We start from the raw sequence: 13,818 nt of genomic DNA on the forward strand, positions 1-13,818 counted from the left end.
CGCCCTCCGTCTCGCAGGATGACGGTCCAGGCATGGTTCCTGCTCGTACTCGGCGTGATGGGTGTGTTGGTGGTCGTCGGCACCGTGGTCGGCAGTCACTTCCTCCGGGAGACGACGGAGTACTCCAATTACGTGCGCGACCGCATCCAGCCCGCCCGCGTCGAGGCGTACCGGTTGCAATCGGCACTGATCAATCAGGAGACGGGCGCGCGGGGCTACATCCTCGCCGCCGATCCCGATTTCCTCATGCCCTACGAGGAGGGGCGGCGCGAGGAGGAGGCCGCGGCCGCCGAGTTGCGCGCCCTCGTCGGCGACGAGGAGGATCTCATGGCGGACCTCGACGCGATCGAGGCACACGCGGCGGAATGGCGGCGCGTGTACGCCCAGCCGCTCATCTCCACGGTCGTGCCGGGGCAGCCGCAGTTCGTCGACCCCGCCGTCGTCGCAGCGGGACGGGACGCCTTCGACCGGATCCGGGCCGCGTTCGCCGTCCAGAACGCCGACCTCACGCAGGCCCGAGAGGACGGCATCGCCACGCTCGAGGACACGCGGATCACGCGCGATCGCATCCTCGCCGGCATGGTCGTGGTCTTCCTCCTCACCGGTGTGGGCCTGGCAATCCTGCTCCGGGCGATCGTGGTCCGGCCGATCCAACGCCTGCGGCAGGCCTCGCGCAGCGTCGTCGCGGGGCAGAACTTCGAGCGCGAGATCGAGCCGCAGGGCCCCGCCGACATCTATGCGCTGGGCCGCGACGTCGAGGACATGCGTGAGCGCATCGTGCGCGAACTGCAGGTCGCGCACGACCGCGAGGAGCAACTCGAGAACCAGGCGACGGAACTGCGACGCTCGAACTCCGAACTCGAACAGTTCGCCTACGTCGCCTCGCACGACCTGCAGGAGCCGCTCCGCAAGGTCGCGTCGTTCTGCCAGCTGCTCGAGAAGCGCTACGGCGACAAGCTCGACGAACGCGGCACCCAGTACATCGCCTTCGCGGTCGACGGTGCCAAGCGGATGCAGGTGCTCATCAACGACCTGCTGACCTTCTCCCGCGTCGGACGCGTCAGCGACGCGCACGTCCGCACCGAACTGGACGTGACCCTCGACGCGGCCCTGACGAACATCTCCCAGGCGGTCGAGGAATCCGGCGCGAGGATCGCCCGGCCCGAGTCGCTGCCGACGATCGTGGGCGATCCCACACTGATGATCATGTTGTGGCAGAACCTGATCGGAAACGCGATCAAGTTCCGCCAAGAAGACCGGCCCGTGGAGATCCGTGTCGACTGCGAGGAGATCGTCGACGGGGACGACGAGTTCTGGCGATTCTCCGTGCAGGACAACGGCATCGGTATCGCCGAGGAGTTCGCCGACAAGGTCTTCGTGATCTTCCAGAGACTGCACGGCCGGGACGTGTACACCGGCACCGGCATCGGCCTCGCGATCTGCCGCAAGATCGTCGAATACCACGGTGGAGAGATCTGGCTCGACCCGCAGTATCGGGAGGGCAGTCGGTTCTGCTTTACGATTCCCAAGGCAGGCGACGACATGTCTGCAACCGAAGTCGCTCTGAAAGGGGCATCTGCATGAGCGTTTCCGGGCGGCCGATCGACGTCCTCCTCGTCGAGGACGACCCCGGCGACGAATTGATGACGCGCGAAGCGTTCGAGGACAACAAGATCGGAAACACCCTTCACGTGGTCCGCGACGGCGAGGAAGCACTCGACTTCCTCTACCGGCGCGGGGAGTACGAGAACGCCCCTCGGCCCGACCTGATCCTCCTCGACCTGAACCTGCCCAAGTACGACGGACGGCAGGTCCTCGAACAGGTCAAGTCCGACACCGACCTCACCGACATCCCCGTCGTCGTCCTCACCACCTCGGCAGCGGAAGAGGACATCCTCCGCAGCTACAAGCTGCACGCCAACGCGTACGTGACGAAGCCGGTCGACCTCGACCAGTTCATCCGCGCGGTGCGCCAGATCGACGAGTTCTTCGTCCAGGTGGTGCGCCTGCCACGACGCTGAGCGCGCGTGGTCTACAGACGACATCGGGCGGATCCTGTCGAAGGATCCGCCCGATTCGTGTTCGAGGAGGTTGCCGGCTCAGACGCCGAAGTCGGCCTTCACCTGCTGGGTGCGCTTGTGCTCGACGAAGAAGGACAGGAACGGGATGGTGCCCGCCAGGAGCGTCCACACCGTCCGGGCGATCGGCCAGCGCACCTTGATCGACAGGTCGAAGGTGAGGACCAGGTACACCGCGTACACCCAGCCGTGCACGATCGCGATCCAGGCCGGCACGTTCTCGACACCGATGATGTACTTGGCGACCATCTCACCGGTGAGGATCAGCAGCCAGATACCGGTCGCGTAGGCGAGCACGCGGTAACGCAGCAGAGCGGACCGGATCTTCTTCCGGTCGGCGTCACTGACGACGCGCGGCGTGGTGGCCTGGCCGGACGCCTGCTCGGGGGTCGTGCTCACTGAGCGCTCCTATCGGACCTGCGCGCGAGCTGCGCGAGGTACTCGTTGTACTCGTTGATCTGTTGTGCGTCGGGATCCGCGGCCTCCTGCTCGCGTGCCTCGGCGAGCGTGCGCGGACGGGTGGGAAGAAGATCCTCGGGGATCTCGGTGGGCTCGTCCGGCTCGGACGGGCGTCGTCCGCCGGTGCTCTCGGCTTCCTGCTCCTCGGCCTCGAGGCGGACGAAGCGCCGGTATGCGTAGACGCAGAAGAAGGCGAAGGCGGGCCACTGGAGGGCGTAGCCGAGATTCTGGTAGGTGCCGCCGACCGCTTCGAACCGGACCCACTGCCAGTAACCGAGGCCGAGGCATCCGGCCGCGGCCACCAGAACCAGGATGATCAGGGCCAACCGGCGGGGAGGGCGATGCTCGGACACGCCCTCGACGGTACCCGAACGGTGCACCGACCTGCCAAGACCGGTCGGTGCACCGTGGGTGAGGTCACGTGGTGCGCGAGGGGGGACTCGAACCCCCACGTCCTATGGACACTGCGTCCTAAGCGCAGCGCGTCTGCCGTTCCGCCACTCGCGCGTCACGGACACAATACGTCACGAGGACGGCTCTTCCCTACGGAAGGTGAAGCGGCGCCGCCCGGCCCAGGTCGGTGTCTGGGTGTGGCAGTTGGGGCACAGAAACCGGACGTTGTCGGGTCTCGAATCGTTGGGATTTCCGTCGATGTGGTCGACGTGGAAGACCAACGGCCGGCCGTACCAATATGGCTCCGTGCCGCAACCTTCGCATTCGTGTGGGCGACCGGACTCGATGAGAGCCCGACGCAGCAGATGAGGTTTGGTTCGTGGCGAGCCTGCCGGTGTCTCGACCAGGATCGTGGTCCAGTGCCGCTTCACCACAGGTCCACCCTGAACGGGAGGGCGGCCGGTGAAGTGGGACGTATCGATACCGAGTGCCCGGATCCTGCGGGTCAGATGCGTGTGATGTCCTCCGTTGGGTTTGAGACCGAAGTACCGCATGACGTCGGCGAAGTTGACGCAGCTGCGAACTGCCTCTTCGAGCATCTCCTTCGTGTACTTGACCGGTCGCGTCACCGTGCCCCCGCTTCCACCTCGATGCTCGACTCGGCTGGAGCCGCGTCGAGAGCTCGGATCGGTCGGTTGTGTCGGATCCTCCTGCCCCAGGTGGGTGTCTGGCTGTGGCAGTTGGGGCACAGGAAGCGGAGGTTCTCCGGACGGGAATCGTTCGGATTGCCGTCGATGTGGTCGACGTGCAGTGCGAGCGGCGATTTCTGCCATTCCGGACCGGTGCCGCAGTTCTCGCACCTGTGCGACCGCCCGAATTCGATGAGCGCTCGTCTGAGGCGGGCAGCTTCTCTGCGGTTGGAGCCGGCCGGTGAGACCGTGAGCACCTCCGACCAGTGCAGGCGGTTCCGAGGCGGTATCCCCTTCTGGTGGGCCATACCCCGGAAGTGGGACCTGTCGATTCCGTAGAGCTTGATTCGTCGGCTGATGTTGGCATGGTTGCCGCCGTCTTCCCGTAATCCGAATTGCCTCAACACGCCCGCGACGCTGGTCGCCTTCGCGACTGCCTCCTCGAGAACCTCCCGCGTGTACTTCACCCTTCTCCCCACCGTGCCCCCTATCGAATATTTGTTCGATTCGCTCGAAAAGCTATCGCGGGGGTCCGACACGTTTTCGATCTTGCGATGCACGATCCGCGACGCCCGTCAATAGGTAACGATTTGATAACGAAAAACGTGAGGGATTCCTCGGGTTCATGGACGTCCAGGCATCGGCGCAGCCAGGAGTGATTCGGGTTACCGACCAGTTACTTTCGAGCGGGCATGTGAGGGAAATCACTGGTGGGGGAGGTGCTGGGCAAACTGCGCGAAACAAAACATGAGGAACCCCTCATGATTTTGTGCGAACCTGGGCGTGCCCGAACAGCGGACCACTAGTCCAGCAGCACACCGGCGCGCAGCGCTGACATACGAAGCCTCGACGCCGGGGTGTTCAGGAGAGGAACCACACGCGTGACGATCGACGAGACCACACCAGGCGACAACGGACGGAACTCGAAGGCATCACGACGCACCACCGATCGGTCCACGGCAGCCGCTCCGGCCCGTGCCCTGGTCGACAAGCTCCTCGCGGGTGAGCCCTACGCGCTCGCATTCGGCGGCCAGGGTGCCCCCTGGCTCACCTCGCTCGAGGAGCTCAGCCGCGACAACGGACTCGAACCGGTCCTCACCGACCTGGTCAACCGCGCCACCGCGCACCTCGCCCCGGTCGCGAGCGACCTCGTCGTGGTCCGCCCGACGGGCTTCGACCCCGTCGCGTGGATCCTCGAGGCCGAACTCGCCGACGAGGACGACGCGCCCGCCGGCCCCTCCGAAGCAGCTCTCACCTCTGCCGCCGTGTCGCTTCCCGGCGTCTTCCTCACCCAGGTCGCCGCGCTGCGCGCGCTCGCGAACCAGGGCCTCGACGTCGACTCCGTCGCGCCGAGCGCGGTCATCGGCCACTCGCAGGGCGTCCTCGCCGTCGAGTCCGTCGCCGCCGCCGGCCGCAAGGACGCCGAGATCCTCGCCATCGCCCAGCTCATCGGTGCCGCCGCGACCCTCGTCGGTCGCCGCCGCGGCCTGATCTCCGGCGCCGGCAATAACCCGATGCTCGCCGTCGCCAACGTCGACCCCGAGCGCCTGCGCGCGATCGTCGCGGAGGTCTTCGAGGGCCAGGATCCCGAGCGCAGCGCCGTCGTCGCCATCCGTAACGCCCGTCGTCGTGTCGTGCTGTCGGGCCCGCCCGCCGCCCTCGAGCGCGTGCAGCAGCGCTGCGAGCAGATCTCCGCCGCGGAGACCCGCGAGCGCGAGGCCAAGAAGCGCGGTGGCGCCGTGTTCTCCCCGACCTTCGAGCCCGTCGCGGCCGAGGTCGGCTTCCATCACCCTGCCTTCGCGGACGCCGTGGACCAGGTCGCCGACTGGGCCGCCCGTTGCGAGCTCGACGCCGAGCTCGCGCGCAGCCTGGCGCAGGCCATCCTCGTCTCCCCGATCGACTGGGTCGAGCAGGTCGACTCCGCCGTCGCGTCCGGCGCCTCGTGGATCCTCGACCTCGGTCCGGGCGAGCTCCTCACCCGCATGACCAGCTCGGGCCTGCGTGGTCAGGGCGTCGGCATCATCGCCGCCGCGACCCGCGGCGGTCAGCGCAACCTCCTCACCCCGGGCGCCGAGCCCGAGGTTCCGCGTGCCTGGTCGGAGTTCGCTCCGAAGCCGGTCGCGCTGCCCGACGGCCGCATCGCCGTCGAGACGGCCTTCACCCGCCTGACGGGCCGCTCGCCGATCCTGCTCGCGGGCATGACCCCCACGACCGTCGATCCGAAGATCGTCGCCGCGGCCGCGAACGCCGGACACTGGGCCGAGCTCGCCGGTGGCGGCCAGGTCACCGAGCAGATTTTCGCCGACCACGTCGCCGAGCTCACCGAGCTGCTGGAGCCGGGTCGCGCCGTCCAGTTCAACTCGATGTTCCTGGACCCCTACCTGTGGAAGCTGCACGTCGGCGGCAAGCGCCTCGTGCCCAAGGCCCGCGCGGCGGGTGCGCCCTTCGACGGTGTCGTCGTCACCGCCGGTATCCCGGAGCTCGACGAGGCCGTGCAGATCATCTCCGACCTGCGTGAGGCAGGCATCGAGCACGTCGCCTTCAAGCCGGGCACGGTCGCGCAGATCCGTTCGGTGATCCGCATCGCCAACGAGGTCCCGGACTACCCGGTCATCGCCCACATCGAGGGCGGCCGCGCCGGTGGTCACCACTCGTGGGAGGACCTCGACGACCTGCTCCTCGACACCTACGCCGAGCTGCGTACGCGCCCGAACCTGGTGCTGTGCGTCGGTGGTGGCATCGGTACGCCGGAGAAGGCGGCCGAGTACCTGACCGGTCGCTGGTCGACCGTCTACGGCTTCCCGGCCATGCCGCTCGACGGCATCCTCGTCGGCACCGCCGCGATGGCGACCCTCGAGGCCACGACGGCTCCCGAGGTCAAGCAGCTTCTCGCCGACACTCCCGGCACCCCCGACTGGGTCGCCGCCGGCACCGCAACCGGTGGTATGGCCTCCGGCCGCAGCCAGCTCGGTGCCGACATCCACGAGATCGACAATGCCGCATCGCGCACGGGTCGCCTGCTCGACGAGGTCGCCGGTGACGTCGACGCCGTGGCAGCACGCCGCGACGAGATCATCGAGGCCCTGAACGGAACGGCGAAGCCGTACTTCGGTGACCTCGACACCATGACCTACCTGCAGTGGCTCGAGCGCTACCTCGAGTTGGCCGTCGGCGCGGACAACGGTGCCGAGTTCGATTGCGGCACCGATCTCGCGGACGTCCTCGCCGAGGCGCACACCAGCCCGTGGCTGGACGTGTCGTGGCGTGAGCGTTTCCGCGACATGCTGCAGCGCGCCGAAGCCCGTCTGCACCCCGTCTGCCGGGGCCCGATCCCGACGCTGTTCGACGACGACGCGGTGCTCGAGCGCCCGTACGCCGCGATCAAGTCGCTGCTCGCGCAGTACCCCGACGCGGGCGACGTCGTGCTGCACCCTGCCGACGTGCCGTTCTTCGTGTCGCTGTGCCGCACGCCCGGTAAGCCCGTGAACTTCGTGCCGGTCGTCGACCAGGACGTGCGTCGCTGGTGGCGTTCGGATTCGCTGTGGCAGGCCCACGATCCGCGTTACTCCGCCGACCAGGTCTGCGTCATCCCCGGCACCGTCGCCGTCGCCGGCATCACCCGCGTCGACGAGCCGGTCGGTGAACTCCTCGACCGCTTCGAGAAGGCCACGGCCGACGAACTCGTCGCCGAGGGTGCGGAGCCGGTGGAGCTCGCCGCGCGTCGCCACCGCGACATCGCGCCGGGTCTGCTCGACGCCGTGCTGTCCTCGCCGGACGTCTCGTGGGCGGGCCGCCAGACCCGCAATCCGATCCACCGTCTCGGTGATCTGGACGAGTGGACCGTCGAGTCGGAGACCGCTGCCTCGCACGCCCCGACGGGTGCGACCCTGACGATCCTCGACGACGAGCGTGTCGGCCTGCGGGTTCCGCTGGTGCGCGACAAGGCCGTCGAGATCCGCCTGACCGTGCCCGGCTCGGTCGTCTCCGGTGGCGCGCCCGTCGTCACCGAGGCCGACGCCGATGCGTCGATGTCCGCTCTGCTCGGTGTCGCCGCCGGTCAGGAACTGCCCGAGGTCAAGAAGGGCGCTGCCCGCATCACCCTCGGCTGGCTGCCGGAGAAGATCGCCGACCATGCCGGTGTCACCGGTTCGGGTCTGCCCGCGACCCTGACGCCGAGCGGCAACGGTGTGCCCGATGTGCTCGTCGGTGCCTGCTGGCCGGCCGTCTTCGCCGCGCTCGGCGCCGCCCGCACCGAGACCGATCTCTCGGTCATCGAGGGCATGCTCGACCTGGTCCACCTGGACCACGCGATCGACGTGAAGAACGGTCTGCCCACCGATCCCGCCTTCCTGGGTGTCAAGGCCGAGGTCACCGGTGTCTCCGACACCGACCTGGGTCGTGTCGTCGAGGTCGACGTGGTCATCACCGCCGACAGCGGTGACGGCTCGGGCGACCGCGTGGTCGCCACCCTGGCCGAGCGGTTCGCGATCCGCGGCCGCACCGGCACCGCCGATCTCGCCGATCCGGTCCGCGCCGGTGGCGCTCTCACCGAGGCCGTCACCGACACCCCGCGTCGTCGCCGCCGCGACGCCGTGATCGTCGCGCCGACCGACATGAGCGCCTTCGCGAAGGTCTCCGGCGACCACAACCCGATCCACACCTCCGACAACGCCGCGCTGCTCGCCGGTCTCGGAAGCCCGATCGTCCACGGCATGTGGCTGTCGGCCGCGGCCCAGCAGGTCGTCACCGCGATCGAGCAGGACGCGAAGCTGCCGGTCCGTCGCCTGACGGCGTGGACCGCCCGCTTCCTGGGCATGGTCCGTCCGGGCGCGAGGATCGACGTGCGCGTCGACCGCATCGCCACCGACGGTGGTGCCGAGGTCGTCGAGGTCGGCTGCCGCGTCGACGGTGATCTGGTGATGGTCGCGACCGGCCGTATCGCCGCCCCGAAGACCGTCTACGCCTTCCCGGGCCAGGGCATCCAGCGTCCCGGCATGGGCCTCGACGCCCGTGCCCGCTCGAAGGCCGCCCGCGGGATCTGGGAGCGCGCCGACAAGCACACCCGCGAGGCGCTCGGCTTCTCGATCCTGGCCGTGGTCCGCGACAACCCGACGGTCCTCAAGGCCCGCGGCGTCACCCACAAGCACCCCGACGGCGTGCTGCACCTGACGCAGTTCACCCAGGTCGCGATGGCGACCCTCGGTGTCGCGCAGATCGCCGAGCTCAAAGAGGCCGGTGCGTTCGTCGACGACGCCTTCCTGGCCGGTCACTCGGTGGGTGAGTACAACGCTCTCGCCGCGGTCGCCGGTGTGCTGCCGCTCGAGGCCGTCCTCGAGGTGGTCTTCCAGCGCGGCTCCGCGATGCACGCCCTCGTGCCGCGCGACGAGCACGGCCGCTCGAACTACCGCATGGCCGCGATCCGGCCGTCGCAGTTCGGTGTGGACGATGCGGACCTGCAGGCCTTCGTCGCCGGTGTCGCCGAGGAGACCGGGGAATTCCTGGAGATCGTCAACCTCAACCTGCGCGGATCGCAGTACGCGATCGCCGGTACGGTCGCCGGCCTCGAAGCCCTCGAGTCCGTGATCGAGCGCAAGGTCGCCGAGTTCGGTGGCAAGCGCGCGTTCATCCTGGTTCCGGGCATCGACGTGCCGTTCCACTCGACCGTGCTGCGCGGCGGTGTCGACGACTTCCGCGAGCGCCTGCTCGCCCTGCTGCCGCAGGAGATCGACCCGAACATCCTCATCGGCCGGTACATCCCGAACCTCGTACCCAGGCCGTTCAACCTGGGTCGCGAGTTCATCCAGGAGATCGCCGACCTGGTGCCGTCGCAGCCGCTCGCCGATGTCCTCGCGGACTTCGACAGCTGGTCGGCCAAGCCGGTCGAGCTCACCCGCGTGGTGCTCGCCGAGCTGCTGGCCTGGCAGTTCGCGTCGCCGGTGCGCTGGATCGAGACGCAGGACCTGCTGTTCGCCGACGAGGCCGACGGTGGTCTCGGTGTCGAGCGGTTCGTCGAGGTCGGCCTCGGTGGCGCGCCCACCGTCGCGAACCTCGCGTCGCAGACGCTGAAGCTGCCCGGTCGTTTCGGTCAGCCCGTCGAGGTGCTCAACATCGAGCGCGAGGCGTCGATCGTGTACTCGACCGACACCGATCCCGCTCCGGTCGAGGACGACGAGCCGGCCGCACCGGCCGCCGAGGCTGCTCCCGCCGCTGCTGCGGCCCCGGCGCCTGCCGCGGCTCCCGCTGCGCCGGCCGGTGGACCGACCCCGGACGACATCGCGTTCAAGGCCGCCGACGCCACCAAGGTGCTCATCGCCCTGTGGACGAAGCTGCGCCCGGACCAGATCGGCCCCGCCGACACCATCGAGGCGCTGTGCGACGGCGTGTCCTCGCGCCGCAATCAGCTGCTCGTCGACCTCGGTTCCGAGCTCTCGCTCGGCGCGATCGACGGTGCCGCCGACGCCGACATGGGTGCCCTCGCCGGCACGGTCGACCGTCTCGCCCGCACCTACCGCCCCTTCGGCCCGGTGCTGTCGGACTCGATCAACGACCATCTGCGCAAGGTGTTCGGTCCGTCGGGCAAGCGTCCCGCCTACGTCGCCGACCGCGTCACCAAGGTGTGGGGTCTCGGCGAGGGCTGGGCGTCGCACGTCACCGCCGAAGCTGCTCTCGGTAGCCGCGACGGTTCGTCCGTCCGCGGTGGTGACCTGGGCGGCCTGACCGACGGTGCCCTCGCGGATGCCGCTTCGGTCGACAAGCTGATCGACGCCGCCGTGCAGTCGGTGGCCTCGCGTCGCGGAATCGCCGTGTCGATGCCGTCCGCCGGTGGCGGCGGGGGAGCGACGGTCGACGCCGCTGCCCTCGGCGAGTTCGCCGAGCAGATCACCGGTCGCGACGGGGTGCTCGCCGGCGCCGCCCGCCTCGTGCTCGAGCAGCTCGGCCACACCGAGCAGGTCTCGGGTCTGGCCGACAAGGCCGACGACGAACTCGTCGACCTGGTCTCCGCCGAGCTCGGCTCCGACTGGCCGCGTCTGGTCGCTCCGGCATTCGACGAGCGCAAGGCCGTCCTGATCGACGACCGCTGGGCCACCGCCCGTGAGGACCTGGCCCGCGTCTGGCTCGGGGAAGGGGCGAGCGGAGCGACGGGGGATTCGAACGGCTTCGACGTCGAGCGCTTCACCGGTGCGGGTCGGACCGTGGCTGCGCACGCCGAGTTCTGGGGCCGCAAGGCCACCGAGGCCGGTCGTACGGAGCTCGCGCAGACCTACGCCGCGATCGCCGAGACCGCCGTCGTCACCGAGGGTGCCGAGTACGCGGACGAGGTCGCCGTGGTCACCGGCGCCAGCAAGGGCGGTATCGGCGCAGCCGTCGCCGCGAAGCTGCTCGCCGGCGGTGCGACGGTCGTCGTCACCACCTCCTCGCTGAACGACAGCCGTCTGGGCTTCTACAAGGAGCTGTACGCACGCAACGCTCGCGCCGGTGCCGCACTGTGGGTGGTTCCCGCGAACATGGCGTCCTACAGCGACGTCGACGCCCTGATCGAGTGGATCGGCACCGAGACCGTCGAGGTCGCCGGTGGCGCCAAGAAGCTGATCAAGGACGCGCTCACCCCGACGCTGCTCTTCCCGTTCGCCGCGCCGCGCGTGGCGGGCTCGCTCGCCGACGCCGGTGCGCGCGCCGAGATGGAGATGCGGGTGCTGCTGTGGTCGGTCGAGCGACTGATCGCCGGACTGTCGCAGATCGGGTACGACCGCGACGTCGACACCCACCTGCACGTCGTGCTGCCCGGTTCGCCGAACCGCGGCAAGTTCGGTGGCGACGGTGCCTACGGTGAGGCCAAGGCCGCACTCGACGCGATCATCAACCGCTGGAGCGCCGAGCGCACCTGGGCCGAGCGCGTCACCCTCGCCCACGCTCTCATCGGCTGGGTGCGTGGCACGGGTCTGATGGGCGGCAACGACCCGCTGGTCGAGGCCGTCGAGGCTGCTGGTGTCCGCACCTGGTCGACCGACGAGATGGCCGGCGAGCTGCTGAAGCTGGTCGGACCGGAGGCCACGCGTCTCGCCGCCGAGGCTCCGCTCGTCGCGGACCTCACCGGCGGACTGTCCGAGGTGGACGTCGACCTGCCGGCGCTCGCGAAGCAGGCACAGGACGCGGCCGACGCCGTCGAGGCGGACGAGGACGACACCGCGACCATCGCGGCGCTGCCCGAGCCTCCGCGCGCCGAGGCGCTGCCGACCCCCGAGTGGGGCCCGGTCACCGCCGACCTCGCCGACACGGTCGTCATCGTCGGTGCCGGTGAGCTCGGCCCCTACGGCTCCGCTCGCACCCGCTTCGAGATGGAGGTCGACGAGGAACTGTCGGCCGCCGGTGTGCTCGAGCTCGCCTGGGTCACGGGACTGATCGGCTGGGAGAACGATCCCAAGCCGGGCTTCTACGACACCGAGACCGGTGAACTGGTGCCCGAGGCGGAGATCGCCGACCGCTACCACGACGCGGTGGTCGAGCGTTGCGGCATCCGCCGCTACGGCGACGACGGCGCGATGATCGACAACACGGCTCCGTTGCTCACCTCGGTCTTCCTCGACAAGGACCTGTCCTTCGTCGTCGGTTCCGAGGCCGAGGCCCGCGCGTTCGTCGACTCCGATCCGGAGAACACGGTCGCGTCGGTCGACGCCGAGTCGGGCGACTGGACGGTCACCCGCAAGGCCGGCACCGAGATCCGCGTGCCGCGCAAGGCGAAGCTGACCCGCACGGTCGGCGGCCAGATCCCGACCGGCTTCGACGTCACCAAGTGGGGCATCCCCGCCGACATGGCGGACTCGGTGGACCGGGTGGGCCTGTGGAACATCGTCAGCACGGTCGACGCCTTCCTCACCGGTGGCTTCACCCCGTCCGAGCTGCTCCGCTGGGTGCACCCGTCGATGGTCGCCAACACGCAGGGCACCGGCATGGGTGGCATGTCCTCGATGCGGTCGCTGTACATCGACACGCTGCTCGGCGAGTCGCGGGCGAACGACATCCTGCAGGAGGCCCTGCCGAACGTCATCGCCGCGCATGTCGTCCAGTCGTACGTCGGTGGCTACGGCGCGATGGTGCACCCGGTCGCGGCGTGCGCCACGGCTGCGGTCTCCGTCGAGGAGGGCGTGGACAAGATCAAGCTCGGTAAGGCCGATCTGGTCGTTGCCGGTGGCTTCGACGATCTCGGTATCGAGGGCATCGTCGGCTTCGGTGACATGTCCGCGACCGCCAAGTCGGAGGACATGCAGGCCAAGGGCATCAGCGATCGTCGCTTCTCCCGCGCCAACGACCGTCGTCGCGGTGGCTTCGTCGAGTCGGCAGGTGGCGGCACGATCCTGCTCGCCCGCGGCGATGTCGCGCTCGAGATGGGCCTGCCGGTGCTCGGTGTGGTCGCCTGGGCCGGATCGTTCGCCGACGGTGTGCACACCTCGATCCCGGCGCCCGGCATCGGTGCGCTCGGTGCGGGTCGCGGTGGACGCGAGTCGGGTCTGGCGAAGGAACTGCGCAAGCTCGGTCTCACGGCCGACGACATCGCGGTGATCTCCAAGCACGACACCTCGACCGCTGCGAACGACCCGAACGAGGCCGAGCTGCACGAGCGTCTGGCCGCTGCGCTGGGCCGCAGCGAGGGCAACCCGATGTTCGTGGTCTCGCAGAAGTCGCTGACCGGTCACGCCAAGGGCGGCGCCGCCGCCTTCCAGCTGATCGGCCTGTGCCAGGTCCTCGCGCAGGGTGTGGTTCCGCCGAACCGCAGCCTCGACTGTGTCGACGAGAAGATGGCGGAGTTCGAGCACCTCGTGTGGCCGCGTACCCCGATCCGGTTCGGCGAGCAGCTTCCGCTCAAGGCGGGTCTGCTCACGAGCCTCGGCTTCGGGCACGTGTCGGGTCTGATCGCGGTGGTCCACCCGCAGGCGTTCGTCGAGGCGATCCCGGCCGAGCGCCGGGAGGCCTACCTGGCAAAGGCTGCCGAGCGCACCGTGGCCGGCAAGCGTCGCCTGGTGGACGCGATGACCGGTGGAGCGTCGCTCTACCAGCGGCCCGCGGATCGTCGCCTCGGCGGCGACAGCGTGCCGGCACCGGCCTCGCGTCAGCTCGAGGCGGACGTGCTGCTCTCGCCGGAGGCCCGCCTCGGTGAGGACGACGTGTACCGCTCCGGTCTGCCCGGCTGCAAGTAGGCGCGG

At 69.3% G+C, this 13,818-nt stretch carries 7 protein-coding genes and 1 tRNA gene; 3 read left to right on the plus strand and 5 right to left on the minus strand.

Going from position 1 to position 13,818, the window contains the following annotated elements; translation table 11 throughout:
- The first annotated feature begins 18 nt into the window (after positions 1 to 18).
- Together AC0LPE_RS08525 and AC0LPE_RS08530 are read left to right on the plus strand one after the other, a co-directional pair.
- The gene (locus tag AC0LPE_RS08525; protein WP_490606328.1) at positions 19 to 1,584 is read left to right on the plus strand and encodes a sensor histidine kinase; all 1,566 of its coding nucleotides are present in this window, start codon (positions 19 to 21) and stop codon (positions 1,582 to 1,584) included.
- On the plus strand, positions 1,581 to 2,021 hold the full coding sequence (locus AC0LPE_RS08530) for a response regulator (RefSeq protein WP_016693400.1): 441 nt from the start codon (positions 1,581 to 1,583) through the stop codon (positions 2,019 to 2,021). The genes AC0LPE_RS08525 and AC0LPE_RS08530 overlap by 4 nt, the downstream gene beginning before the upstream one ends.
- Positions 2,022 to 2,099: 78 nt before the next feature.
- On the opposite strand, the gene AC0LPE_RS08535 is transcribed toward AC0LPE_RS08530, so the two are convergent.
- The 5 genes from AC0LPE_RS08535 to AC0LPE_RS08555 form a co-directional block, all read right to left on the minus strand.
- Positions 2,100 to 2,477 carry a DUF3817 domain-containing protein gene (locus AC0LPE_RS08535; RefSeq protein ID WP_016934294.1) on the minus strand — a complete coding sequence of 126 codons (378 nt, stop codon included), beginning with the start codon at positions 2,475 to 2,477 and terminating at the stop codon, positions 2,100 to 2,102.
- Positions 2,474 to 2,890, minus strand: coding sequence for a hypothetical protein (locus AC0LPE_RS08540; RefSeq protein ID WP_024100522.1), 417 nt, complete (start codon positions 2,888 to 2,890; stop codon positions 2,474 to 2,476). The genes AC0LPE_RS08535 and AC0LPE_RS08540 overlap by 4 nt, the downstream gene beginning before the upstream one ends.
- Before the next feature lie 69 nt (positions 2,891 to 2,959).
- A tRNA-Leu gene (locus AC0LPE_RS08545) sits at positions 2,960 to 3,044 on the minus strand.
- Positions 3,045 to 3,061: 17 nt separating this feature from the next.
- Positions 3,062 to 3,559, minus strand: a complete 498-nt coding sequence (locus AC0LPE_RS08550) for an HNH endonuclease signature motif containing protein (RefSeq protein ID WP_080968379.1) — start codon at positions 3,557 to 3,559, stop codon at positions 3,062 to 3,064.
- A complete protein-coding gene (locus AC0LPE_RS08555) occupies positions 3,556 to 4,086 on the minus strand; it encodes an HNH endonuclease signature motif containing protein (protein WP_490606329.1) in 531 nt (176 codons plus the stop codon). Before AC0LPE_RS08555 ends, AC0LPE_RS08550 begins: the two co-directional genes overlap by 4 nt.
- A gap of 414 nt (positions 4,087 to 4,500) precedes the next feature.
- Here AC0LPE_RS08555 and AC0LPE_RS08560 point away from each other — a divergent pair, with 414 nt between their 5' ends.
- Positions 4,501 to 13,812, plus strand: coding sequence for a fatty acid synthase subunit beta domain-containing protein (locus tag AC0LPE_RS08560; RefSeq protein WP_490606022.1), 9,312 nt, complete (start codon positions 4,501 to 4,503; stop codon positions 13,810 to 13,812).
- Positions 13,813 to 13,818: the final 6 nt, after the last annotated feature.

This window comes from Rhodococcus sp. S3 (assembly GCF_058211795.1).

Excerpts from the sequence above, each read along its gene's own strand:
- AC0LPE_RS08525 (WP_490606328.1), top strand. The coding sequence starts at position 19 with ATGACGGTCCAGGCATGGTTCCTGCTCGTACTCGGCGTGATGGGTGTG.
- AC0LPE_RS08530 (WP_016693400.1), top strand. The coding sequence starts at position 1,581 with ATGAGCGTTTCCGGGCGGCCGATCGACGTCCTCCTCGTCGAGGACGAC.